This is a genomic window from Staphylococcus saprophyticus subsp. saprophyticus ATCC 15305 = NCTC 7292 (assembly GCF_000010125.1).
In the GTDB taxonomy this organism is placed as follows: domain Bacteria; phylum Bacillota; class Bacilli; order Staphylococcales; family Staphylococcaceae; genus Staphylococcus; species Staphylococcus saprophyticus.
Genome location: NC_007350.1, coordinates 833,043 through 858,693, shown reverse-complemented (window position 1 = coordinate 858,693; position 25,651 = coordinate 833,043). Strand labels below are relative to the sequence as shown.

Sequence of the window (25,651 nt, the reverse complement as noted above, 5' to 3'; positions counted from 1 at the left end):
CACAACCCATTTGATGTAGTAAATTTAATTTATCAAATTTTTAGATATTTCAAACAAATCAGAAAAATAAACCATTCTATCGAGAGGAGTATAATAAAATGACCAAACATACAACGCAAGCTCAACCAACAACTTCAAATATTTTAGTCATTTTATTATGCTCATAGGACTGGAACTTTAGTAAAGAAACTACTAAACGTTTAAGTCCTTATTCTAGTTGAATGGGGCTTTAAAGTGTCCCAATAATTTATTGGGACACTTTTTTTATTTTCAATTTTATGGGGGAATTAAATATGAGAAGTGACATGATCAAAAAAGGAGATCAACAAGCACCAGCAAGAAGTCTTTTACATGCAACGGGTGCATTAGATAAACCAACAGATATGAACAAGCCATTCGTGGCAATTTGTAACTCATATATTGATATTGTCCCTGGACACGTACATCTTAGAGAATTAGCAGACATAGCAAAAGAAGCCATTCGTGAAGCTGGTGCGATTCCCTTTGAATTTGACACAATCGGTGTAGATGATGGTATTGCAATGGGCCATATTGGAATGAGATATTCCCTACCATCTAGAGAAATCATAGCTGATGCAGCTGAAACAGTTATTAATGCACATTGGTTTGATGGTGTATTCTACATCCCAAATTGCGATAAAATTACACCAGGCATGTTATTAGCATCTGTTCGTACCAATGTACCAGCTATCTTTTGTTCGGGTGGTCCAATGAAAGCCGGTTTATCTTCAGAAGGTAAAGCTTTAACACTTTCTTCAATGTTCGAAGCAGTTGGTGCATTTAAAGATGGATCTATTTCAAAAGATGAATTTTTAGATATGGAACAAAATGCTTGTCCAACTTGTGGTTCATGTTCTGGTATGTTTACTGCGAATTCAATGAACTGTTTAATGGAAGTGTTAGGGTTAGCCCTTCCATATAATGGTACTGCACTTGCAGTAAGTGACCAACGTAGAGAAATGATTAGAGAAGCTGCATTCAAACTAGTAGATAATATTAAAAACGATCTTAAACCAAAAGATATTGTAACCCGAGAAGCAATTGACGATGCTTTTGCATTAGACATGGCCATGGGTGGTTCAACCAATACTGTACTGCATACACTTGCTATCGCAAATGAAGCAGGTATTGATTATGATTTAACAAGAATTAATGAAATTGCTAAGAAAACACCATATCTTTCAAAAATAGCACCAAGCTCATCCTATTCAATGCATGATGTACATGAAGCTGGTGGTGTTCCAGCTATCATAAACGAATTATTTAAAAAAGAAGGTACATTGCATCCAGATAGAATTACAGCTACAGGTAAAACATTACGTGAAAACAATGAAGATAAAGAAATCTTAAATAGTGATGTTATAAGACATTTAGATAATCCATATGATAAACAAGGTGGACTTTCCATCCTTTATGGAAATATCGCTCCCAAAGGTGCTGTTATAAAAGTTGGTGGTGTAGACCCTTCTATTAAAGTCTTTAAAGGTAAAGCAATTTGTTTTGACTCACATGACGAAGCTGTCGAAGCGATTGATAACCATGATGTTCGTGAAGGTCACGTAGTTGTTATCCGATATGAAGGCCCTAAAGGTGGTCCAGGGATGCCAGAAATGTTAGCCCCTACTTCATCCATTGTAGGACGAGGCTTAGGAAAAGATGTAGCGCTTATCACAGATGGAAGATTTTCAGGTGCTACACGTGGTATTGCTGTTGGTCATATATCACCAGAAGCTGCAGCAGGTGGTCCAATTGGGTTAATAAATGACGGAGATGAAATAACGATTGATTTAACGAATCGTACATTAGATGTCAATGTTTCAACTGAAGAATTAGACGCTAGAAAGCAAAACGTAAAACCATTTAAAGCAAAAGTAAAAACAGGTTATCTTGCGCGTTACACTGCATTAGTAACAAGTGCTAATACAGGTGGTATCATGCAAGTACCAGAAAATCTCATTTAAGGAGTGAGCATTATGTCTAAACAAACGGAAACACTTGAAAACGAATTGTCAGAAAATTTTGATTCTTTAGAAGCAGCTGAAGCCGTTGAACCTGAGGTAGAGTTAGAACAACAAACAATAGATGAGATGAAATCCGGGTCAGAATTGTTAGTAGAATCACTTGCAAATGAGAACGTAGACTTTATCTTTGGGTATCCGGGTGGTGCAGTACTCCCCCTTTACGACACATTTTATGATGGGAAAATTGAACATATCTTAGCAAGACATGAACAAGGTGCTACACACGCAGCTGAAGGATATGCAAGAGTATCCGGTAATACAGGCGTTGTTGTCGTAACAAGCGGGCCAGGAGCAACCAATGCAATTACAGGTATTGCTGATGCTTATAGTGACTCATTGCCACTTGTTGTCATCACTGGTCAAGTCGCTACACCTGGTATTGGTAAAGATGCTTTCCAAGAAGCTGATTTACTTTCAATGACAACACCAATAACCAAACACAATTATCAAGTAAAAAATGTAAACGACATCCCTACTATCATTCATGAAGCGTTTCATATCGCCAATACTGGTAGAAAAGGTCCAGTTGTAATTGATTTTCCAAAAGATATGGGGATCTTATCAACAAACGCACAAGTAACAGAAGAATTAGAATTACCAGGTTATTCCGTACCAAATCAACCTAAAAAAGAAGAAATTCAAAAACTACGTGATTATTTAAAAAGTGCTAAAAAGCCTGTTGTACTTTCAGGTGCAGGTATTAATCATGCCAAAGCCAATAAAGTATTTACTGAATTTGTAAATAGACATCAATTACCTGTCGTTAGTACGCTATTAGGTCTCGGTGCTATACCATATGAACATCCCCTATTTTTAGGTATGGGTGGTATGCACGGCTCATATGCCAGCAATATGGCATTAACGGATTGCGATTTACTCATTAACTTTGGTAGTCGGTTTGACGATAGATTAGCAAGTGATCCAGAATCATTTGCACCAAATGCCAAAATAGTACATGTGGACATCGACGCATCTGAAATAAATAAAATCATCAAAGTAGATTTAGGTATCGTTGCTGACTGTAAAGCAACTTTAGAAGCATTATTAGATTTCGATAGTTATTCAATTAGACATGATGACTGGTTAGAAACTTGTAATGAAAATAAAGCTAAAAAACCTTTTGCATATAAAGAAGATGAGGACGGCGTATTTTCTAAACCTCAAAGAACGATTGAATATATTGGTGAAATCACACAAGGTGACGCCGTAGTAACTACCGATGTCGGACAACATCAAATGTGGGTTGCCCAATTCTATCCATTTAAAAATCATGGTCAATTAGTAACAAGTGGTGGTCTCGGCACAATGGGATTTGGTATCCCTGCTGCTATTGGAGCAAAACTTGCAGCACCTGATAAAACAGTCGTTGTCTTTGTTGGTGATGGTGGATTCCAAATGACAAACCAAGAAATGGCCATTTTAGAAGAATACAACCTTGATATCAAGATTGTCATTATTAACAACGGTACACTCGGCATGGTTAAGCAATGGCAGGATAAATTCTTTAATAAACGTTTCTCTCACTCAGTATTTAATGGCCAACCAGACTTTTTGAAATTAGCTGAAGCTTACAATGTGAAAGGTTACTTAGTTGAAAATCCAAGCCAATTAGAACAACAGTTAGATGCAGCTTTTCAACATGAAGGACCTGCACTCATTGATGTACGTATTTCACCTATTGAACCTGTATCACCAATGGTACCAAGCGGCAAAGCTAATCATGAAATGGAGGGTCTATTATGAGAAGGACTTTTAGAACAAAAGTAAGAGATAAAGCTGGGACGTTAAATCGCTTAACAAGTATCTTCGTCCGTAGACAGTTTAACATCGTGACATTGTCAGCGACTCCAACTTTAGAAGAAGGTATTTCGGACATTACTTTTGTAGCAGAAGTACCTGATAGAGATGTGTTACGTAATCTACTTCAACAACTAGAAAAACAAATAAACATTATTGATGTTGAAGACATTACTGAAAGTAACACTTACAACAGAGAGTTGGTGCTAGTGAAATTAAAAACACCGACGAATCAGCAAGATTTACAAAATGTAATCAAACCATATGATGCGCTAGTCTCTATATTAAAACATGAAGCACCTTTTACGTATCTTCAAGCTTCAGGCCCACAATATACAATGGACAACTTATTAGATGATCTATCATCATATGAAATTGAACAAGTTTCTAGAACTGGTGCAGCAGCATTAGTTTAACAAAGCTTCAACTATACTTAATTACAAAAATGGAGGATTTTATTATGACAACAGTTTATTATGACCAATCAGTTACGAAAGACGCTTTACAAGGTAAAAAAGTAGCAATCATAGGCTATGGTTCTCAAGGACACGCACATGCTCAAAATTTAAAAGACAACGGTTATGATGTCATTATCGGAATCAGACCTGGATGTTCTTTTGACAAAGCTAAAGATGATGGCTTCGAAGTATATCCTGTAGATGAAGCAGCAAAACAAGCTGATGTCATCATGGTGTTATTACCAGATGAAATTCAAGGCCAAGTATATAAAGAAGAAATTGAACCAAACTTAGAAGCAAACAATGCATTAGTATTCGCGCATGGTTTTAATATTCATTTCGGTGTTATTCAACCACCAGAAAACGTAGATGTATTCTTAGTAGCGCCTAAAGGACCTGGACATTTAGTACGTCGTACATTTGCTGAAGGAAGCGCAGTCCCTGCCCTATTCGCAGTTGAACAAGATCCGAGTGGTGAAGCTAGAGATTTAGCATTAAGCTATGCTAAAGGTATCGGTGCAACACGTGCAGGTGTATTAGAAACATCATTTAAAGAAGAAACAGAAACAGATTTATTCGGTGAACAAGCAGTGCTTTGTGGTGGTACGACTAAATTAGTACAATCTGGTTTCGAAACGTTAGTAGAAGCAGGTTACCAACCAGAAATTGCATACTTTGAAGTATTGCATGAAATGAAATTGATTGTTGATTTAATGTATGAAGGCGGTATGGAAAATATGCGCTATTCAATTTCAAATACAGCTGAATTTGGTGACTATGTTTCTGGACCACGTATTATCACACCGGATGTTAAAGATAATATGAAAGCTGTATTAGATGATATTCAAAAAGGAAACTTCAGTGATCGATTCATTAAAGATAATCAAAATAATTTTGAAGAATTCCATAAATTAAGAGAAGAACAACATGGTCATCAAATCGAAGCGGTTGGTAGAGAACTCCGTGATATGATGCCATTCATCAAATCTAAGAGCATTGAAAAATAATTAGGCAAACTACCATATCTATCGATAAAAATGACATCAAGCTAAGTTCTAATGCAAATCGTAATATTTTGCATTAGCTAACTTGGTAAGATGTTTCAAATTTCTCGATAAATATGATTGTCTAAAATTCATTTATAGGAGATGTTGAAAATGAGTAGCCATATTCAAATTTTTGATACAACACTAAGAGACGGCGAACAAACACCTGGCGTAAATTTTTCATTCGATGAAAGATTAAAGATTGCTAAACAACTTGAAAAATGGGGCGTAGACATTATTGAAGCAGGTTTCCCCGCTTCTAGTTCTGGTAGTTTCAAATCAGTTGAAGCTATTGCTAAAACATTAACTACTACCGCTGTCTGTGGCTTAGCACGTTGTGTAAAAAAAGACATAGATGCAGTATACGAATCAACTAAAGCAGCAGCTAAACCTAGGATTCATGTATTTATTGCAACAAGCCCTATCCATCGTGATTCAAAACTAATGATGTCAAAAGAAGAAGTATTAGCATCTATTAAGGAGCATGTTTCTTATGCTAAACAATATTTTGATGTTGTTCAGTTTTCACCAGAAGATGCAACAAGAACGGAATTACCATTTTTAATTGAATGTGTTCAAACAGCTGTTGATGCAGGCGCTAGTGTAATTAACATCCCTGATACTGTAGGTTTTAGCTATCCTAAAGAATATGGTGAAATTTTCAAAACGTTACAAGAATCTGTTCATGCTGATCATGATGTGATTTATAGCGCACATTGTCACGATGATTTAGGCCTAGCAGTAGCAAATAGTATGGCAGCAATAGAGAATGGCGCAAAACGTATTGAAGGCACGCTTAATGGTATTGGCGAACGTGCTGGTAATACAGCTTTAGAAGAAGTTGCACTGGGCCTTTATGTTAGACAAGATCATTATGATAATCAAACTCAAATTAATTTAGAAGAAACAAAACAAACATCTGATTTAATTGCTCGATTCGCAGGTATTCGAGTCCCAAGAAACAAAGCCATTGTTGGACAAAACGCATTTAGTCATGAATCAGGTATACACCAAGATGGCGTTCTTAAAAATCCAGAAACTTATGAAATTATGACACCTCAACTTGTCGGAGTTAAAACAACAGAATTACCACTTGGTAAACTTTCTGGTAAGCACGCTTTTGCAGAAAAACTAACTGCCCTAGGTTACGATGTTGATCCTGAAGAACAAAAAACTTTATTCAAACAATTTAAAACGGTCGCTGATAAGAAAAAAGCAGTAACTGATCGTGACATCCATGCTTTAATTCAAGGTACGGAACATGAACAAAATGCAATTTATAAAGTAGAGACACTTCAATTACAATTTGTTTCTAATGGTTTACAAAGTGCTGTCGTTGTAATTAAAGATATAGACGGTAATACGTACCAAGATTCAAGTATTGGAACAGGCTCCATTGTTTCTGTATACAACGCTGTTGATCGTATCTTTGATCGTAAAACAGAACTTATTGAATATCGCATAGACTCTGTTACTGAAGGCACAGATGCTCAAGCTGAAGTACATGTTCAGATTAAGATAGATGATCAAATTGTTACTGGTGTAGGTATTGACCACGATATCTTACTCGCTTCTTGTAAATCATATGTTGAAGCGCATGCGAAATATGTAGCTAATACAAAAGTGGAAGAAGGTATTCATTCATGAGTTATAAGATTGTAGCCCTTCCTGGAGACGGAATTGGACCAGAAATATTAAATGGTTCATTAGAAATATTACAACAGCTAAGTAAAGAATTTCATTTTGAATATGAATTAGAATCACATGACTTTGGTGGTATTGCTATAGATAATCATGGCAAACCACTTCCAGATTCCACATTAAATGCTTGTAAAAATGCAGACGCAATCCTATTAGGTGCTGTGGGGGGACCCAAGTGGACAGATCCAAATAATAGACCAGAACAAGGTTTACTTGGCATTCGTAAAGCTTTGGGTCTGTTTGCAAATATACGCCCCACTACAGTTACAAATGGCACAAGCCATTTATCCCCTATTAAAGAAGAACGTGTCGCAAATACAGATTTTATTTTAGTAAGAGAATTAACCGGTGGCATCTATTTTGGTGAACCAAAACAATTAAGTGAAAACGACGCACTGGATTCCTTGACTTATACTAGAGATGAAATCGAAAGAATTGCTAGAGTTGGTTTTGAATTAGCTCAAAAGCGTCATAAAAAGTTAACTTCAGTTGATAAAGAAAATGTACTTTCATCTAGTAAATTATGGCGAAATGTAATAAATGAAGTATCTCAATCATATCCTGATGTTGAGGTAAACCATTTACTCGTCGATGCTTGTGCCATGCACTTAATAACAAATCCATCACAATTTGATGTCATTGTGACAGAAAATTTATTTGGCGATATTTTAAGTGACGAAGCTTCAGTCATTCCTGGTTCTTTGGGATTATCACCTTCAGCAAGCTTTAGCGAACAAGGTCCAAGACTATATGAACCTATTCATGGTTCAGCTCCAGATATTGCAAATCAAGATATTGCCAATCCTTTTGGCATGTTACTATCCGTGGCAATGTGTCTTAGAGAAAGTCTAAATGAAGACAAAGCAGCAGATAAATTAGAAAATGTTATATATCAATTAATAAAAGAAGGAAAAACAACCCGTGATCTCAATGGTAATTATCTTACATCAGAAATTTTTAATTACGTCAAAGAAAATCTTTAAAAAGGAGGAGATGTCATATGGGTAAAACACTATTTGATAAAGTTTGGAACAAGCATGTCTTAACTGGTAAAGAAGGTGACCCACAATTATTATATATTGACCTACATCTAATACATGAAGTCACATCTCCTCAAGCTTTTGAAGGATTAAGACTACAAAATAGACAATTGCGTAGACCTGATTTAACCTATGCAACACTTGATCATAACGTGCCAACGGTCGATATTTTCAATATTAAAGATGAAATTGCAAACAAACAAATCACAACTTTACAAAAAAATGCAAAGGCCTTTGGTGTTCATATTTTTGATATGGGATCCGATGAACAAGGTATCGTTCATATGGTTGGCCCAGAAACAGGATTGACTCAACCAGGAAAAACCATCGTCTGCGGTGACTCACATACTGCGACTCATGGTGCTTTTGGTGCAATCGCTTTTGGTATTGGTACAAGTGAAGTTGAACACGTTTTTGCAACACAATCACTTTGGCAAACTAAACCTAAAAATTTAAAAATTGAAGTAAATGGTAAATTACCTACAGGTGTTTACGCAAAAGATATTATTTTGCATCTTATCAATCAACATGGTGTTGATTTCGGTACTGGTTATGCTCTAGAATTTTCTGGTGAAACAATTCGCAGTTTATCCATGGAAGCGAGAATGACAATTTGCAATATGGCTATAGAAGCTGGTGCAAAATACGGTATGATGGCTCCAGATGAAACAACTTTTGAGTATGTTAAAGGACGTCCTTATGCTACAAATTATAAATATGATATTGATGCATGGCGCGAACTATATACTGATGAAGATGCAGAATTTGATAGAGTGATCACATTAGATGTAACTGATCTAGAACCTCAAGTAACTTGGGGTACAAATCCTGAAATGGGTGTAAGTTTTAATACGCCCTTCCCTGAAATACAAAATGTAAATGATGAACGTGCTTATAATTACATGGGCCTTCAACCTGGTCAAAAAGCTGAGGACATAGACTTAGGTTATGTATTCTTAGGTTCTTGTACTAATGCTCGCCTTTCTGACTTGGTTGAAGCAAGTCACGTCGTTAAAGGGAATAAAGTACACCCAAACATTACTGCAATTGTTGTACCAGGTTCACGTACAGTTAAGATAGAAGCTGAAAAATTAGGTCTTGATAAAATATTTAAAGACGCTGGTTTTGATTGGAGAGAGCCTGGATGCTCCATGTGCCTAGGAATGAATCCAGACCAAGTGCCTAATGGTGTACATTGTGCTTCTACGAGTAACCGTAACTTTGAAGGACGACAAGGTAAAGGCGCTCGTACTCATTTAGTATCACCTGCAATGGCAGCAGCTGCTGCTATTAATGGAAAATTTGTAGATGTTAGAAAGGTGGTTGTATAAAATGGAAATCAAACCAATCACAACATACACTGGTAAAGTCGTACCACTTTTTAATGACAATATTGATACCGATCAAATTATTCCAAAAGTACATTTAAAACGTATTTCTAAGTCAGGTTTTGGACCTTTTGCATTTGATGAATGGCGCTATTTAGATGATGGTTCTGATAACCCGGATTTTAATCCTAATAAACCAGAATATAAAGATGCTTCAATTTTAATTACTGGTGAAAATTTTGGATGTGGATCCAGTCGTGAACATGCGGCATGGGCTATTAAAGACTATGGTTTTGACATTATTATCGCCGGTAGCTATAGTGATATTTTTTATATGAATTGTACTAAAAATGCAATGTTGCCTATTGTATTAGACAAAGAAGCAAGAGAGTATCTAGCAGATGCTGGAGAGATTACAATAGATTTACCAAATCAAACTGTTTCGACAAAAGATAAATCATTTGATTTTCAAATTGATGAAACATGGAAGAAAAAACTCGTCAATGGACTTGATGATATTGATATCACTTTACAGTTTGAAGATGCAATAAAAAATTACGAAGCAGCAAAAACATACTAATTAATACAAAAAGGGTGAAACTAATGACTGTAAAAACAACAGTTTCTTCAAAGGATATAGATGAAGCTTATTTACAATTAAAAGATATAGTTAAAGAGACACCATTACAAAAAGATCACTATTTATCACAAAAATATGATTGTAAGGTTTATTTAAAACGTGAAGATTTGCAATGGGTTAGGTCATTTAAACTCAGAGGTGCATATAACGCGATTATTGCTTTAGATGAAGCTGATCGTCAAAACGGTATCACGTGTGCAAGTGCGGGTAATCATGCACAAGGCGTAGCTTATACAGCTAGTAAATTAAACTTGAATGCTGTCATATTTATGCCAGTAACTACCCCACTTCAAAAAATTAACCAAGTGAAATTCTTTGGTGGCGACAATACTGAAGTCGTATTAACTGGTGATACTTTTGACGACTGCCTTAAAGAAGCCCTTGTTTATACTGAAGAAAATAAAATGAACTTTATTGACCCTTTTAATAATATTTATACTATTGCTGGTCAAGGCACATTAGCTAAAGAAATACTTGAACAATCTAAAGATAACGACATTCAATTCGATTATTTATTTGCTGCAATCGGTGGTGGCGGTTTAATTTCTGGAGTTGGTACTTATTTCAAAACGCATTCTCCAGAAACTTCAATTATAGGTGTTGAGCCTGCGGGTGCAGCAAGTATGTATACTTCAGTAGTATTGGAAAATCAACTAGTTACTTTACCAGATATTGATAAATTTGTAGATGGCGCATCTGTAGCGCGTGTTGGACAAATTACTTTTGATATTTCTAAAGATATCGTTGATGATTATATCCAAGTACATGAGGGTGCTGTTTGTTCAACTATTTTAGATATGTACTCTAAACAAGCTATTATTGCTGAACCTGCGGGTGCATTAAGTATAGCTGCACTTGATCAATATCAAGCAGAAATCAAAGGAAAAACTGTTGTCTGTGTCGTTAGTGGTGGCAATAATGATATTAATCGTATGAAGGAAATTGAAGAACGTTCATTATTATTTGAAGAGATGAAGCATTACTTCATCCTAAATTTCCCGCAACGTCCAGGCGCATTAAGAGAATTTGTTAACGAAGTACTTGGTCCTAAAGATGATATTACGAAATTTGAATATCTCAAAAAATCTTCCCAAAATACTGGAACTGTAATTATAGGTATTCAGTTGAATAATCATAAAGATTTGGGACATTTAAAAGCAAATGTCGATGAATTTGATAAATCAAATATTTATATTAACGAAAATAAAATGTTATATTCATTGCTGATTTAAGCATTATAAGAGGCCTAATCCTTACTATATAGGGTTAGGCCTCTTTATATTTAAAATTATTTTGCAATTTTGATCGTACATTACTTGTTAGGTGTATGTTTGCTCCTGTAGTCGCACTCATTCTATTTACTGCAGTAAGTACGTTCATATATAGAGTGTCTTTCCAATTTATTGGATTTAGTTATTCTTACATACGAGTTTTGACTCGTATGTTCATTTAATCAATACCGCTTGTAAGCTCGCTTCGTCTTTTGCTCAGTTCGTCAGTTTCAAACGCTTTCTCATAATAGCTTGTTTTAGGCTTTTCAGTTCTTCGAACTGGAGAAGTTAAGCCTTTTTTGACATAAAAAAAGAGACCTCTCGGTCTCGGCTCATCGCATCCTATTAATGCTGCCTGGCAACGTCCTACTCTTGCGGAACGTAAGTCGGCTACCATCAGCGCTAAGGAGCTTTTCCTATCATGAGGCAAGCGCTCGCATCTTTTCTCACTTTCACGCTTTCCTATAAAGAATAACTTTCCAATTTATTGGATTTAGTTATTCTTACATACGAGTTTTGACTCGTATGTTCATTTAATCAACACTGCTTGTAAGCTCGCTTCGTCTTTTGCTCAGTTCGTCAGCTTCAAACGCTTTCTCATAATAGCTTATTTTAGGCTTTTCAGTTCTTCGAACTGGAGAAGTTAAGCCTTTTTTGACATAAAAAAAGAGACCTCTCGGTCTCGGCTCATCGCATCCTATTAATGCTGCCTGGCAACGTCCTACTCTTGCGGAACGTAAGTCCGACTACCATCGGCGCTAAGGAGCTTAACTTCTGTGTTCGGCATGGGAACAGGTGTGACCTCCTTGCCATTGTCACCAGACAATGAAATGTATAAAATTATACATTCAAAACTAGATAGTAAGTAAAATATGATTCAACCAAACAAAACATTTAAAATTTGATTAAGTCTTCGATCGATTAGTATTCGTCAGCTGCACATATCGCTATGCTTCCACCTCGAACCTATTAACCTCATCATCTTTGAGGGATCTTATAACCGAAGTTGGGAAATCTCATCTTGAGGGGGGCTTCATGCTTAGATGCTTTCAGCACTTATCCCGTCCATACATAGCTACCCAGCGATGCCGTTGGCACGACAACTGGTACACCAGAGGTATGTCCATCCCGGTCCTCTCGTACTAAGGACAGCTCCTCTCAAATTTCCTACGCCCACGACGGATAGGGACCGAACTGTCTCACGACGTTCTGAACCCAGCTCGCGTACCGCTTTAATGGGCGAACAGCCCAACCCTTGGGACCGACTACAGCCCCAGGATGCGATGAGCCGACATCGAGGTGCCAAACCTCCCCGTCGATGTGAACTCTTGGGGGAGATAAGCCTGTTATCCCCGGGGTAGCTTTTATCCGTTGAGCGATGGCCCTTCCATGCGGAACCACCGGATCACTAAGTCCGTCTTTCGACCCTGCTCGACTTGTAAGTCTCGCAGTCAAGCTTCCTTATGCCTTTACACTCTATGAATGATTTCCAACCATTCTGAGGAAACCTTTGAGCGCCTCCGTTACTCTTTAGGAGGCGACCGCCCCAGTCAAACTGCCCATCTGACACTGTCTCCCACCATGATAAATGGTGCGGGTTAGAAATCCAACACAGCGAGGGTAGTATCCCACCAACGCCTCCACGTAAGCTAGCGCTCACGTATCTCAGGCTCCTACCTATCCTGTACAAGCTGTGCCGAATTTCAATATCAGACTACAGTAAAGCTCCACGGGGTCTTTCCGTCCTGTCGCGGGTAACCTGCATCTTCACAGGTACTATGATTTCACCGAGTCTCTCGTTGAGACAGTGCCCAAATCGTTACGCCTTTCGTGCGGGTCGGAACTTACCCGACAAGGAATTTCGCTACCTTAGGACCGTTATAGTTACGGCCGCCGTTTACTGGGGCTTCGATTCGTAGCTTCGCAGAAGCTAACCACTCCTCTTAACCTTCCAGCACCGGGCAGGCGTCAGCCCCTATACATCACCTTACGGTTTAGCAGAGACCTGTGTTTTTGATAAACAGTCGCTTGGGCCTATTCACTGCGGCTCTCCTGGGCGTTAACCCTAAAGAGCACCCCTTCTCCCGAAGTTACGGGGTCATTTTGCCGAGTTCCTTAACGAGAGTTCGCTCGCTCACCTTAGAATTCTCATCTTGACTACCTGTGTCGGTTTGCGGTACGGGCACCACAATTCTAGCTAGAGGCTTTTCTTGGCAGTGTGAAATCAACGACTCGAGGAAACAATTTCCTCTCCCCATCACAGCTCAATCTTAAGAGTGCCGGATTTGCCTAACACTCAATCTCACTGCTTGGACGTACAATCCAATCGTACGCTTCGCCTATCCTACTGCGTCCCCCCATCGCTTAAAACGAATAATGGTGGTACAGGAATATCAACCTGTTATCCATCGCCTACGCCTATCGGCCTCAGCTTAGGACCCGACTAACCCAGAGCGGACGAGCCTTCCTCTGGAAACCTTAGTCAATCGGTGGACGGGATTCTCACCCGTCTTTCGCTACTCACACCGGCATTCTCACTTCTAAGCGCTCCACATGTCCTTGCGATCATGCTTCAACGCCCTTAGAACGCTCTCCTACCATTGTCCTTACGGACAATCCACAGCTTCGGTAATATGTTTAGCCCCGGTACATTTTCGGCGCAGTGTCACTCGACTAGTGAGCTATTACGCACTCTTTAAATGATGGCTGCTTCTAAGCCAACATCCTAGTTGTCTGGGCAACGCCACATCCTTTTCCACTTAACATATATTTTGGGACCTTAGCTGGTGGTCTGGGCTGTTTCCCTTTCGAACACGGACCTTATCACCCGCGTTCTGACTCCCAAGTTAAATTGATTGGCATTCGGAGTTTGTCTGAATTCGGTAACCCGATAAGGGCCCCTCGTCCAAACAGTGCTCTACCTCCAATAATCATCACTTGAGGCTAGCCCTAAAGCTATTTCGGAGAGAACCAGCTATCTCCAGGTTCGATTGGAATTTCTCCGCTACCCACAACTCATCCGCTCACTTTTCAACGTAAGTCGGTTCGGTCCTCCATTCAGTGTTACCTGAACTTCAACCTGGTCATGGGTAGATCACCTGGTTTCGGGTCTACGACCAAATACTCAACGCCCTATTCAGACTCGCTTTCGCTACGGCTCCACATTCACTGCTTAACCTTGCATCAAATCGTAACTCGCCGGTTCATTCTACAAAAGGCACGCCATCACCCATTAACGGGCTCTGACTACTTGTAAGCACACGGTTTCAAGTTCTATTTCACTCCCCTTCCGGGGTACTTTTCACCTTTCCCTCACGGTACTGGTTCACTATCGGTCACTAGAGAGTATTTAGCCTTGGGAGATGGTCCTCCCAGATTCCGACGGAATTTCTCGTGTTCCGTCGTACTCAGGATCCACTCAAGAGTGAACAAACTTTCGACTACAGGATTATTACCTTCTTTGATTCATCTTTCCAGATGATTCGTCTAGTCTGTTCTTTTGTAACTCCGTATAGAGTGTCCTACAACCCCAACAAGCAAGCTCGTTGGTTTGGGCTCTTCCCGTTTCGCTCGCCGCTACTCAGGGAATCGATTTTTCTTTCTCTTCCTGCGGGTACTAAGATGTTTCAGTTCTCCGCGTCTGCCTTCAGATATGCTATGTATTCACATATCGATAACACGACATAACTCGTGCTGGGTTTCCCCATTAGGAAATCTCTGGATCAAAGCTTACTTACAGCTCCCCAAAGCATATCGTCGTTAGTAACGTCCTTCGTCGGCTTCTAGTGCCAAGGCATCCACCGTGCGCCCTTAATAACTTAATCTTTTTTGACTTTCAACACGAACAAGTCGGTTGAAAACCCAAAATGTTATTAATCTGTGAGTGTTCTTTCGAACACTAGCGATTATTTCTTTTTGAATTCAAAGCTTGTTAAAAAACTCTAATTCACTCGGTTTTGCTTGGTAAAATCATAAATTTTACTTACTTATCTAGTTTTCAATGTACAAAATAATGCAATGAATACTCCAATGAGCATTCAAAACTGAATACAATATGTCAATGTTATTCCTGCATCTTCGTAAGAAGATGTTCCGAATATATCCTTAGAAAGGAGGTGATCCAGCCGCACCTTCCGATACGGCTACCTTGTTACGACTTCACCCCAATCATTTGTCCCACCTTCGACGGCTAGCTCCATAAATGGTTACTCCACCGGCTTCGGGTGTTACAAACTCTCGTGGTGTGACGGGCGGTGTGTACAAGACCCGGGAACGTATTCACCGTAGCATGCTGATCTACGATTACTAGCGATTCCAGCTTCATGTAGTCGAGTTGCAGACTACAATCCGAACTGAGAACAACTTTATGGGATTTGCATGACCTCGCGGTTTAGCTGCCCTTTGTATTGTCCATTGTAGCACGTGTGTAGCCCAAATCATAAGGGGCATGATGATTTGACGTCATCCCCACCTTCCTCCGGTTTGTCACCGGCAGTCAACCTAGAGTGCCCAACTTAATGATGGCAACTAAGCTTAAGGGTTGCGCTCGTTGCGGGACTTAACCCAACATCTCACGACACGAGCTGACGACAACCATGCACCACCTGTCACTTTGTCCCCCGAAGGGGAAGGCTCTATCTCTAGAGTTTTCAAAGGATGTCAAGATTTGGTAAGGTTCTTCGCGTTGCTTCGAATTAAACCACATGCTCCACCGCTTGTGCGGGTCCCCGTCAATTCCTTTGAGTTTCAACCTTGCGGTCGTACTCCCCAGGCGGAGTGCTTAATGCGTTAGCTGCAGCACTAAGGGGCGGAAACCCCCTAACACTTAGCACTCATCGTTTACGGCGTGGACTACCAGGGTATCTAATCCTGTTTGATCCCCACGCTTTCGCACATCAGCGTCAGTTACAGACCAGAAAGTCGCCTTCGCCACTGGTGTTCCTCCATATCTCTGCGCATTTCACCGCTACACATGGAATTCCACTTTCCTCTTCTGCACTCAAGTTTCCCAGTTTCCAATGACCCTCCACGGTTGAGCCGTGGGCTTTCACATCAGACTTAAGAAACCGCCTACGCGCGCTTTACGCCCAATAATTCCGGATAACGCTTGCCACCTACGTATTACCGCGGCTGCTGGCACGTAGTTAGCCGTGGCTTTCTGATTAGGTACCGTCAAGACGTGCACAGTTACTTACACGTTTGTTCTTCCCTAATAACAGAGTTTTACGAGCCGAAACCCTTCATCACTCACGCGGCGTTGCTCCGTCAGGCTTTCGCCCATTGCGGAAGATTCCCTACTGCTGCCTCCCGTAGGAGTCTGGACCGTGTCTCAGTTCCAGTGTGGCCGATCACCCTCTCAGGTCGGCTACGTATCGTCGCCTTGGTAAGCCGTTACCTTACCAACTAGCTAATACGGCGCGGGTCCATCTATAAGTGATAGCAAAACCATCTTTCACTTTAGAACTATGCGGTTCCAAATGTTATCCGGTATTAGCTCCGGTTTCCCGAAGTTATCCCAGTCTTATAGGTAGGTTACCCACGTGTTACTCACCCGTCCGCCGCTAACGTCAAAGGAGCAAGCTCCTTATCTGTTCGCTCGACTTGCATGTATTAGGCACGCCGCCAGCGTTCATCCTGAGCCAGGATCAAACTCTCCATAAATGAATTATGATGTTTGATTAGCTCATAAAATACTAATTTGTGTTATTTCTAACACTTGTTTTGAACCAACAATTTAATGTTGCGTTCGGAATTAACGTTGACATATTGCAATTCAGTTTTCAATGTTCATTTAAATTTCTATTGGAGCGGGTGATGGGAATCGAACCCACAACATCAGCTTGGAAGGCTGAGGTTTTGCCATTAAACTACACCCGCATATTTATTCATTAAAGGTATTTGATGCGGCCGAGAGGATTTGAACCTCCACGGGAATACTCCCACTAGGCCCTCAACCTAGCGCGTCTGCCGTTCCGCCACGGCCGCTTAGCCAAACGGTTAATTTGTTTCTCGTTCATTAAGTAACAAATAACATTGTAATATATTCTTAATCATTTGTCAACAACTTTTTAAATTGTATTTAACAAAATTAATGTTTCCTTAACCAAAGTTGCTATTAATTTCGCAACGTTTAATATCATATAATATATTTCGCTCATCGTCAATGAATAAACAAAACTAAAAAGAGTAAATTAACAAGATTAATTAATTAAACTTTCTAATTTGGTGAAAGTACACACAAAATACTCTATTTTTTCCTTAATCATTGCTAAAAATCTTCCATAAAATACATTCTATATATAAATAATGAACGCCTATCGACTAAATTATCGATAGGCGTTCATTATTTATAAGTATATTAGTTGTTTAATTCTTTCAGTTTTCCATTACATTTTCCACAAACCATTTTATTTGTATCGACTTTTCTTATTCTTGGAAATCTAGACGCACATTTTTGACATTGATATATATAATTAACTCGATCTTCATATTTTTCAATTGCAGAACAAAATCTAGGCGCACCTGTTTGTTGGCACAGACGTTTAAAATCTTTATCTTTATGTTGGTATCCTTTCTTCTGTAAGTGCAAATGATAATGACATAATTCGTGCTTAATAATATCAATGATAGCTGATTCACCAAACTTAGCAAATTGCTTTTCATTCACTTCTATATTGTGTGAACTTAATAAATAGCGACCACCAGTCGTTCTTAAACGCTTATTGAAATATGCTTTATGTTTAAATGGCATTTTAAAATACTTTAACGAGATTGTCTCTGTTAATTTTTGTAATGCACTGTTATCCATTTGGATCAATCATTGTTAATGATACTTTACCTTTTTTATCATCAATATCTAATATCCATACATCTACAATATCACCAACACTTACAATATCCATTGGGTTTTTAACAAACTTCTTAGCAAGCTTTGATACGTGTACGAGTCCATCTTGTTTTACCCCAATATCTACAAATGCACCAAAATCAACCACGTTCCTTACAGTCCCACTAAGTTTCATGTTTTTAGTTAAGTCTTCAATAGATAGTACATCAGATTTTAAAATAGGAGTTTCGAATTCATCTCTTGGATCTCTATTAGGTGCAATCAATGAGTTAATAATATCTTCAAGTGTCGGTTGACCAATATTTAACTTTTCTGCCATTGCTACAATATCAATTTTGTTCAAGGCAAGTTTAAGTTTTTCCATTCCTAAATCATGTGTAGTCATTTCAATTTCAGTTAATAATTGATTTGCTACATTATAACTTTCTGGATGAATCGAAGTATTGTCTAAGGGTTCTTTACCACCTACGATTCTCATAAATCCAATACTTTGTTCAAATGTTTTCGCACCTAATCTTTTAACTTTAGCAATTTCTTTATTATGCGTTATAGCACCATTCTCTTCTCTATAATCTATAATATTTTGTGCAATTGTGGGCGTTAAACCTGATACATATTGTAGTAATGAACGTGAAGCAGTATTCACATCAACCCCCACTTGGTTAACCGCAGTTTCAACAACAAATGACAATGCACCTTCTAATGACTTTTGGTTAACATCATGTTGATATTGACCAACGCCGATAGATTTTGGATCTATTTTCACTAATTCACTCAATGGATCTTGTACTCTTCTACCTATCGAAACAGCACTACGCTCCTCAACTTGAAAATCTGGGAATTCATTTCTTGCCACTTCCGATGCAGAGTATACAGATGCCCCCGCTTCATTAACAATGATAAATTGAACGTTTAATTGGTGTTCTTGTATCATTGAAGCAACAAATTGTTCAGTTTCACGGCTCGCTGTACCATTACCGATAGCTATTAATTCGACATCATATGTTTTAACGAAGTCCACAAATATTTTTTCAGCATCTTCTTTTTTATTTACTGGAGGATGAGGATACATGACTCCTTTAGCTACAAATGTACCAAATGGATTAATGACTGCAAGTTTACAACCTGTTCTAAAAGCGGGATCAACACCAAGTATTTGCTTTCCTTTCATAGGTGGTTGTAATAACAAGTTTCTCAAATTTTCACTAAATACATCGATTGCATGATTTTCAGCTTTTTCAGTTAAATCACTTCTTATTTCTCTTTCGATCGATGGCATGATTAATCTTTTCAAACTATCTTTAATAGCATCTATAATGACATAGGTACCATTATGTTCAGATGATATTTCTTTGCTTCTAATAAAATTTTCTATCCCTTGTATATCCATTTCTATTTTAACTGATAAAACCTTTTCTTTTTCACCACGATTAACTGCAAGCACTCGATGATTGGCGATTTTTTTAATCGGTTCGGTATAATCATAATACATAGAAAAAATTTCTTTCTCATCTTCTGCATGCTTTTTCTTTTGCGTTATAATATTGCCCTGTTGAAATGTATCTTTAAGTATTTTACTTCTATATATAGGTTTATCTGAAACAATTTCTGCAATGATATCTTGAGCGCCTTTGATTGCATCTTCTACACTTGTGACTTCATCGTTAATAAATTGTTGTGCTTTCGTTTCAACAGATGTGTCTATATTTGTTTGTTGTAACCATTGCGCAAATGGCTCTAATCCTTTTCGTTTTGCCTCAGTTGCTCTTGTTTTCTTTTTCTGTTTGAACGGTCTGTATAAATCTTCTACTCTTTGTAATTTTTTTTGTTTTAAAATATCACTTTTCAAATCCGAAGTTAATAAGCCTTGTTCTTCGATATTATTAATAACTTCTTCTTTTCTCTTCTGTAGATTTACCATATATTGATATTCATCATCAATTTGTTTAATTTCTACTTCATCCAAACCACCTGTTTGCTCTTTTCTATAACGAGCTATAAAGGGTACTGTATTTTTATCTTCTAATAAAGATAAAACAGCATTAATTTGCTTGGTTGTGAAGCTATATTTATCTCTGATTGATTGAATTAAATTACTATCCATGAAATCCTCCGCTTATCATTATGTAATATTATTTTGTTAATAAATACATTTTAACATATCTGTATCACATGACTCTCTCAGAATCATCAATACAATTAAAAAGCAGATTCCATAAAATTCGAAATCTGCCTTGTCTATATATTCAATTTATTTATTTGCTGCTTCCTGTAATTTCTTAATCGCTGTTCTCTGCAATCTTGATACATGCATTTGACTTAAGCCAATTCGTTCTCCTGTTTCTTTTTGGCTTAAACCTTCAATAAAAGTACATTGAATAATTTGTCTTTCTCGTTCTGAAAGTATTGGAAGTATTTTTTCCAATATCATCCTTTTTTCTGTTAAATCATAATTATCATCTTGTTGACCCATGATATCTAGTAAAGTTACAGTCGAACCGTCTTTATCTGCTTCAATAGAATGATCTACGCTCAACGCATTGTAGCTTTGACCCATTTCCATTGCTTCAAGCACATCTTCTTCATTCACTTCTAATCGATCTGCAATTTCAGTAATAGAAGGTGAACGTTCGAGTTCATTTGTTAATTCATCTGTAACTTTCTTAATTCGTGGTCCAATTTCTTTGATTCTTCTAGGTACATGAACACTCCATGTTTTATCACGCAAATAGCGTTTAATCTCACCAATTACAGTTGGTACTAAAAAGGCTTCAAACTTTCTATCAAAGGACAAGTCAAATCGATTGATTGCACCGATTAAACCAACCAACCTGAACGAGGTCTTCGTGATGAGATTGACCTTTAGAATATTTATATGCCAAGGATTCGATTAACTTTCTATAATGTCTTACAAGTTGATCTTGTGCATCTGTATTTTCATTGTTTTGATGCTGCATAATCCATTGGTTTATTTGTTCAGGTGATACATCATTAACTGATTTCGACTCTCTCGCCATTATTTCGCACCTGCTCTTTTTTAATATACTTTATCATACTGATTGTCACACCTGATTGTTTATCAACTGTAACCTCATCCATTAAAGATTCAATTAAAAACAGACCCAAACCGCCTTCTCTAAGGAAGTCTATGTTTTCATTTTCTTTATATGGTCCTAATTTTGCTTTTGTTTCTTCATAATCGAAACTATCACCTTGATCAGAAATAATAATTTTAATTTTATCATCGAAGATTTCGAAGCAAAGATTAATCATCCCCACTTGATTGTAATCATCTTTATAAGCGTGTTTCACTGCATTAGTCACTGCTTCGCTGACAGCAATTTTAGCATCTTCTATATCATCATATGACGCACCTGCTCTTGAAAATACACCGGATAATGTCAAACGAATTAAACTTACATATTCTGCGGATGCTGGTAAACGCATTTCTATATAATCTTGTTTAAATTGCATGTTATTCGACCTCCGTTCCTTCATTAACATGCATCAAATCTTTTAATCCAGTTATATCAAAAAGACGACTTATTCGATCTGAAACACCTAATATATATAATTCTTTATCGTTTTGGTTTAATGCTTTTAATGTACCTACAAATAAACCTAATCCTGTTGAATCCATGTAACTCACATTTTCTAAATTCACATAGATATCGTGTGTTCCCTCTTGTCTCATTGGAACTAAGACTTCTTCTAATTCAGGAACTGTATATACATCCAGTTCACCGCCAACTTTCACCTCATAATGTGAATCATGAGTTACAGTCTCAATATTAAGCTTCATAACATTACACTCCTAATTATAGTCTCATTAATAACATTTATACCCTTAAATTTAAATTTTAAATCTAAACACTAAAAACTAATTTACTCTTTTAATGATTAATATCGTTAAATCATCTCTTTTATCTGGGTTTTGTATTTTTAATATGGCTTCATATAATAATTGCACAATATCTTGAGGGTGCATATGTTTATATTTATGAATCATATCTAATAAATGTTGTTTGTCTAAAAAGTCGCCCGCTTCATTTCTGACTTCAGTTACGCCATCTGTAAAAATAATAACTAAATCATCTAAATAAATAGGTATTTCTTGTTGCTTATAACGTGTTTGTTGACTCACACCAAGTACTCTTCCTCGAACTCCCATTTCCTCAAATGTTTCTGTTTCAGCTCGATAAATATAACCTGGTTCATGGCCTGCAGAACTACAATATAATAAATGATTTAATTCTTCATATAAGCCATAAAACATTGTTACGAACATATTTTGATTCACATTTTTTTCAACAACTCGGTTCAGTCGTTTTAAACCATCACTTGGTAATTGTGAATGACCATATGAATCCATTCCAAATTTAATCATACTCATAGCTAATGCAGCTGGGATACCTGTGCCAATGACATCCGCAACAGCGAAACTCATCGTGCCATCTTTATGATCAATTAAGTTAAAATAATCACCGCTTACTTTTTGCGCTGCAACTGAAATGACACCGATTTGTATACTATCAAATTGAGGTATATCTGTTTTTAACATGGTTTGCTGCAGACGTGAAGCTAAATCTATTTCTTTATCGTGATACTGTAATCTGTCCACTAATTGTTTATAGTCTCTATAACTGTAACCAAACCCTTTAACAATTTCTTTTAACACATTAAAGGTTTTCAAAATTTGTGCTTCACTTAAATTTTGACCTTTTATATAATCTTTATGTATTTGAACGATATCTTCGGGCAAAATATCTTTTTTTATAACTTCTTCAGTAAAACCTTCACACTTCTTTATTAAATCGCTTGTATCAATCGTGTGTAAGCTTTCATCAATTAGCGCTTTATATTGATTTTTGAATTCTTTCACGCAGTAATTCCTCCTCAAAATGCAAATATAAATCGCATACATTGAATGCAACATATTCAAATGTTCTGTATGTATGTCAATCGCTCCATTGAATAAAACAACTTTAATTGTTAAATATTCATGCATCTTTTATTAAATGTACTTTAGATACTTAAAAAAGCTTTAGGAAACCCTAAAGCTTTTAAATTAGACATCTTATTCAAAGGTCACTACCATTTATTAAAAGCAATCTTGGTTAAAATTGATTAATTCATTAATAAATGATTATTGCATGTTATAGAGAATCAATGTCTATAATTCACTATTTTATTAACTTATTAGGTAAACCTTTGAAAATCAGGCTTTGTGACTCCTAATAGTATGTAATCCTAAACTAATATCAATGGCATTATTAACTTCTTTCATTTTTTTATCAGAAAGATAAGTTAATTTTTCTTTCAGCCTATTTTTATCTAAAGTTCTAATCTGCTCTAGCAATATAACAGAATCTTTATCTAATTTATATTTACTTTTTTCTATTTCTACATGTGTAGGTATTTTAGCTTTATTTATCCTACCAGTAATTGCGGCTACAATTACGGTAGGACTATATTTATTACCAGTATCGTTTTGTATAATTACGACAGGTCTTATTCCCCCTTGTTCAGACCCCTGGACTGGTGATAAATCAGCTAAATAAACGTCACCACGTCTCATCATTCATTATTATTCTTGGAGCTAATATATACTTCGTTGCAATCACAAGCTTCACATTCAAACGGAAATGCTTCTGCTGCGAGGGAGAGGTTCAAATCAGCCATTTGAGAATAGCCTTCTTTTAAAAGTTGTTCTATATTATGAATTCTACTTTGGTTGAAACTTGCCATGAATAAAGACCTCCATGTAACTAAAATATAAATCTTCGAGATTGGTTGTTAGATACATGATAACAAATTTTACAAACAGTGACTATACTATTTTAGTAATTCATTGCGAATTTCTAGGTCTTTAGAACTATGGTAAACACGTGGTAGTCTTCTACTCAAGCGACATAACACTTCATAATTTATGGTTTGTTGCTGATGCGCCAGCGCTTCGGCTGATTGTGGGGTATCGCTGTGATGATCCATTATGATTACTTTATCCCCAACTTGAATCTCATCAGGAATTTTAATAATTGTTTGATCCATGCACACTTTTCCTATGACTTCACATTGTTTGCCATTCACATTCACTGAGAAACCTTTCATCATTCTAGGATAACCATCCGCATAACCTACTGGAATGACACCAATTTTAGTTTTTTCGTCAGCCGTATATACACTACCATAACTGACTGATTCACCTGCATGAAGTAATTTCGTCTGTACAATTTCACTTATCCACTGTGCACTTGGTTTTAAATGCACTTTCACATTTGATTTAACATAAGCGGATGGATAATAGCCATATAGGGAAATACCTACTCTAACTGCGTTACAAAATTGTGTGTCTTTCATCAAAGCACCAGCAGAATTTTGTGAATGTATATAATCTGGTTTATCGGCTTGTCCAACGATTTCTTCAAACATTGTTTGTTGGCGGTTCATTGAGTCGCCAGGTTCATCTGCACATGCGAAATGCGTAAATACACCTTCAAATATTAAATGGCTATGGCCATTAATAAGCTCTATGACTTCTTTGTATTCTTCTGCTGTCTTCATACCTAATCTACCCATACCCGTGTCTAATTTTACGTGTATCCATAAATCTTTTTCATTTGATTCTGGAATTTCTTTCACGGCTTCTACTAGCCATGATTTTGATGGTACAGTGATTGCAACACGATGTTGAATCGCTTTATTAATATGCTCCGTTGGAATAACGCCTAAAACTAAAATCTTAGCATCAATGCCATGCATACGTAATTCAATCGCTTCATCCAAAGTTGCTACAGCAAAAAACTCAGCACCATTATCCATGAGCTGTCTTGCTACCTTAATACTTCCAAGGCCATAACCATTTGCTTTCACTACTGGCATAACCGTCTTATTTGGATGTAATTTTTGAAAGACTTGAAAATTTGCAACGATTGCATTTAAATCTACATTGACGTAAGTCGATCTATAATACTTATCAGACATAAAGCACGTACCTCCTATATCAGTTCATAACCTGTGTAATAAATATATTATCTTAATTTTATAACAATACAGATAATATATCCAAATTTAATAAACTGAAATCACCTAAATTAATTTAAACCTCTAAAATAACCTGACTCATTGCATAGTGTTCTGTATGCGAAATACTCACATGTACTTTGTACCCCTCATAATGTATGCAAGGCTTACCATCTTCATCATTAACACAATCAATATCCGTGAAAGATACTGTTTTTCCTAAACCACTACCTAAAGCTTTACTAAACGCTTCTTTCGTTGCAAATCGACCAGCTAAAAATTCCATTTTTCGTTGTTCATTATTAAATTGATTAAACTTATGTTGTTCATTTATTGTTAAAATGCGATCAACCAGTTTCGATTGACGTTTATAAAGATTCTTTATTCTACTTATTTCAATTAAATCGACACCTATACCGTGTATCATTTCCGTCTCCTACCTCCCATATAACGTCTTT

Annotated in this window: 18 protein-coding genes, 2 tRNA genes, 3 rRNA genes and 1 pseudogene; 9 read left to right on the top strand and 15 right to left on the bottom strand. The window is 37.1% G+C overall.

What is annotated here, in order from left to right:
- Positions 1–293: 293 nt before the first annotated feature.
- From ilvD to ilvA, 9 genes are all read left to right on the top strand, one after another.
- Complete coding sequence (gene ilvD / locus SSP_RS04105) at positions 294–1,982, top strand: dihydroxy-acid dehydratase (RefSeq protein ID WP_011302716.1); 1,689 nt, start codon at positions 294–296, stop codon at positions 1,980–1,982.
- Between the two features lie 12 nt (positions 1,983–1,994).
- Entirely contained in the window at positions 1,995–3,785 is a 1,791-nt protein-coding gene (gene ilvB, locus SSP_RS04100; protein ID WP_011302715.1) for a biosynthetic-type acetolactate synthase large subunit, read from the top strand.
- Positions 3,782–4,255 (top strand): acetolactate synthase small subunit, encoded by a 474-nt coding sequence (ilvN, locus tag SSP_RS04095; protein WP_011302714.1) that lies wholly within the window; start codon positions 3,782–3,784, stop codon positions 4,253–4,255. The genes ilvB and ilvN overlap by 4 nt, the downstream gene beginning before the upstream one ends.
- Positions 4,256–4,299: 44 nt before the next feature.
- The gene (gene ilvC, locus SSP_RS04090; protein ID WP_011302713.1) at positions 4,300–5,304 is read left to right on the top strand and encodes a ketol-acid reductoisomerase; all 1,005 of its coding nucleotides are present in this window, start codon (positions 4,300–4,302) and stop codon (positions 5,302–5,304) included.
- Between the two features lie 150 nt (positions 5,305–5,454).
- On the top strand, positions 5,455–6,990 hold the full coding sequence (locus SSP_RS04085; protein WP_011302712.1) for a 2-isopropylmalate synthase: 1,536 nt from the start codon (positions 5,455–5,457) through the stop codon (positions 6,988–6,990).
- Positions 6,987–8,027 (top strand): 3-isopropylmalate dehydrogenase, encoded by a 1,041-nt coding sequence (gene leuB / locus SSP_RS04080; RefSeq protein WP_011302711.1) that lies wholly within the window; start codon positions 6,987–6,989, stop codon positions 8,025–8,027. The genes SSP_RS04085 and leuB overlap by 4 nt, the downstream gene beginning before the upstream one ends.
- A gap of 17 nt (positions 8,028–8,044) precedes the next feature.
- Positions 8,045–9,415, top strand: a complete 1,371-nt coding sequence (gene leuC / locus SSP_RS04075) for a 3-isopropylmalate dehydratase large subunit (protein ID WP_002482761.1) — start codon at positions 8,045–8,047, stop codon at positions 9,413–9,415.
- A 1-nt stretch (position 9,416) separates the two neighbouring features.
- Entirely contained in the window at positions 9,417–9,992 is a 576-nt protein-coding gene (gene leuD, locus SSP_RS04070; protein WP_002482760.1) for a 3-isopropylmalate dehydratase small subunit, read from the top strand.
- A 23-nt stretch (positions 9,993–10,015) separates the two neighbouring features.
- Entirely contained in the window at positions 10,016–11,284 is a 1,269-nt protein-coding gene (gene ilvA / locus SSP_RS04065) for a threonine ammonia-lyase IlvA (RefSeq protein ID WP_011302710.1), read from the top strand.
- 747 nt (positions 11,285–12,031) lie between these two features.
- Here the strand turns inward: ilvA and rrf are convergent.
- The 15 genes and pseudogenes from rrf to acpS all read right to left on the bottom strand — a co-directional run bounded on the left by rrf (position 12,032) and on the right by acpS (position 25,620).
- A 5S ribosomal RNA gene (rrf, locus tag SSP_RS04055) occupies positions 12,032–12,146 on the bottom strand.
- Positions 12,147–12,224: 78 nt separating this feature from the next.
- Positions 12,225–15,147, bottom strand: a 23S ribosomal RNA gene (locus SSP_RS04050).
- A 284-nt stretch (positions 15,148–15,431) separates the two neighbouring features.
- Positions 15,432–16,984 (bottom strand): 16S ribosomal RNA (locus SSP_RS04045).
- Together the 16S, 23S and 5S rRNA genes with 2 tRNA genes alongside form the textbook arrangement of a ribosomal RNA operon.
- Before the next feature lie 142 nt (positions 16,985–17,126).
- Positions 17,127–17,200 (bottom strand) — tRNA-Gly (locus tag SSP_RS04040).
- A 25-nt stretch (positions 17,201–17,225) separates the two neighbouring features.
- Positions 17,226–17,308: transfer RNA gene (locus SSP_RS04035), tRNA-Leu, on the bottom strand.
- Between the two features lie 373 nt (positions 17,309–17,681).
- Entirely contained in the window at positions 17,682–18,131 is a 450-nt protein-coding gene (locus SSP_RS04030) for a SprT family protein (RefSeq protein ID WP_041784782.1), read from the bottom strand.
- Positions 18,124–20,274: a Tex family protein gene (locus tag SSP_RS04025; RefSeq protein WP_011302708.1), complete on the bottom strand. Its 2,151-nt coding sequence runs from the start codon at positions 20,272–20,274 to the stop codon at positions 18,124–18,126. The genes SSP_RS04030 and SSP_RS04025 overlap by 8 nt, the downstream gene beginning before the upstream one ends.
- Positions 20,275–20,421: 147 nt before the next feature.
- Positions 20,422–21,187 (bottom strand): annotated as a pseudogene (gene sigB / locus SSP_RS04020) (RNA polymerase sigma factor SigB).
- A complete protein-coding gene (gene rsbW, locus SSP_RS04010; protein WP_002482755.1) occupies positions 21,162–21,644 on the bottom strand; it encodes an anti-sigma B factor RsbW in 483 nt (160 codons plus the stop codon). The pseudogene sigB and the gene rsbW overlap by 26 nt, the downstream one beginning before the upstream one ends.
- Position 21,645: 1 nt before the next feature.
- Complete coding sequence (locus SSP_RS04005) at positions 21,646–21,972, bottom strand: anti-sigma factor antagonist (RefSeq protein WP_011302705.1); 327 nt, start codon at positions 21,970–21,972, stop codon at positions 21,646–21,648.
- A gap of 78 nt (positions 21,973–22,050) precedes the next feature.
- A complete protein-coding gene (locus tag SSP_RS04000) occupies positions 22,051–23,094 on the bottom strand; it encodes a SpoIIE family protein phosphatase (protein WP_156676107.1) in 1,044 nt (347 codons plus the stop codon).
- 294 nt (positions 23,095–23,388) lie between these two features.
- Entirely contained in the window at positions 23,389–23,751 is a 363-nt protein-coding gene (locus tag SSP_RS03995; RefSeq protein ID WP_011302703.1) for a type II toxin-antitoxin system PemK/MazF family toxin, read from the bottom strand.
- Positions 23,748–23,918, bottom strand: a complete 171-nt coding sequence (gene mazE / locus SSP_RS03990; protein WP_011302702.1) for a type II toxin-antitoxin system antitoxin MazE — start codon at positions 23,916–23,918, stop codon at positions 23,748–23,750. The genes SSP_RS03995 and mazE overlap by 4 nt, the downstream gene beginning before the upstream one ends.
- 87 nt (positions 23,919–24,005) lie before the next feature.
- The gene (alr, locus tag SSP_RS03985) at positions 24,006–25,154 is read right to left on the bottom strand and encodes an alanine racemase (protein WP_011302701.1); all 1,149 of its coding nucleotides are present in this window, start codon (positions 25,152–25,154) and stop codon (positions 24,006–24,008) included.
- A gap of 115 nt (positions 25,155–25,269) precedes the next feature.
- Positions 25,270–25,620 (bottom strand): holo-ACP synthase, encoded by a 351-nt coding sequence (gene acpS, locus SSP_RS03980; protein ID WP_002482750.1) that lies wholly within the window; start codon positions 25,618–25,620, stop codon positions 25,270–25,272.
- Positions 25,621–25,651: the final 31 nt, after the last annotated feature.

What these genes read in the sequence shown, in the direction of transcription:
- ilvD (WP_011302716.1), top strand. Translation starts at nt 294, where the DNA reads ATGAGAAGTGACATGATCAAAAAAGGAGATCAACAAGCACCAGCAAGA.
- ilvB (WP_011302715.1), top strand. Translation starts at nt 1,995, where the DNA reads ATGTCTAAACAAACGGAAACACTTGAAAACGAATTGTCAGAAAATTTT.
- ilvN (WP_011302714.1), top strand. Translation starts at nt 3,782, where the DNA reads ATGAGAAGGACTTTTAGAACAAAAGTAAGAGATAAAGCTGGGACGTTA.
- ilvC (WP_011302713.1), top strand. Translation starts at nt 4,300, where the DNA reads ATGACAACAGTTTATTATGACCAATCAGTTACGAAAGACGCTTTACAA.
- SSP_RS04085 (WP_011302712.1), top strand. Translation starts at nt 5,455, where the DNA reads ATGAGTAGCCATATTCAAATTTTTGATACAACACTAAGAGACGGCGAA.
- leuB (WP_011302711.1), top strand. Translation starts at nt 6,987, where the DNA reads ATGAGTTATAAGATTGTAGCCCTTCCTGGAGACGGAATTGGACCAGAA.
- leuC (WP_002482761.1), top strand. Translation starts at nt 8,045, where the DNA reads ATGGGTAAAACACTATTTGATAAAGTTTGGAACAAGCATGTCTTAACT.
- leuD (WP_002482760.1), top strand. Translation starts at nt 9,417, where the DNA reads ATGGAAATCAAACCAATCACAACATACACTGGTAAAGTCGTACCACTT.
- ilvA (WP_011302710.1), top strand. Translation starts at nt 10,016, where the DNA reads ATGACTGTAAAAACAACAGTTTCTTCAAAGGATATAGATGAAGCTTAT.
- SSP_RS04030 (WP_041784782.1), bottom strand. Translation starts at nt 18,131, where the DNA reads ATGGATAACAGTGCATTACAAAAATTAACAGAGACAATCTCGTTAAAG.
- SSP_RS04025 (WP_011302708.1), bottom strand. Translation starts at nt 20,274, where the DNA reads ATGGATAGTAATTTAATTCAATCAATCAGAGATAAATATAGCTTCACA.
- rsbW (WP_002482755.1), bottom strand. Translation starts at nt 21,644, where the DNA reads ATGCAATTTAAACAAGATTATATAGAAATGCGTTTACCAGCATCCGCA.
- SSP_RS04005 (WP_011302705.1), bottom strand. Translation starts at nt 21,972, where the DNA reads ATGAAGCTTAATATTGAGACTGTAACTCATGATTCACATTATGAGGTG.
- SSP_RS04000 (WP_156676107.1), bottom strand. Translation starts at nt 23,094, where the DNA reads ATGTATGCGATTTATATTTGCATTTTGAGGAGGAATTACTGCGTGAAA.
- SSP_RS03995 (WP_011302703.1), bottom strand. Translation starts at nt 23,751, where the DNA reads ATGATGAGACGTGGTGACGTTTATTTAGCTGATTTATCACCAGTCCAG.
- mazE (WP_011302702.1), bottom strand. Translation starts at nt 23,918, where the DNA reads ATGGCAAGTTTCAACCAAAGTAGAATTCATAATATAGAACAACTTTTA.
- alr (WP_011302701.1), bottom strand. Translation starts at nt 25,154, where the DNA reads ATGTCTGATAAGTATTATAGATCGACTTACGTCAATGTAGATTTAAAT.
- acpS (WP_002482750.1), bottom strand. Translation starts at nt 25,620, where the DNA reads ATGATACACGGTATAGGTGTCGATTTAATTGAAATAAGTAGAATAAAG.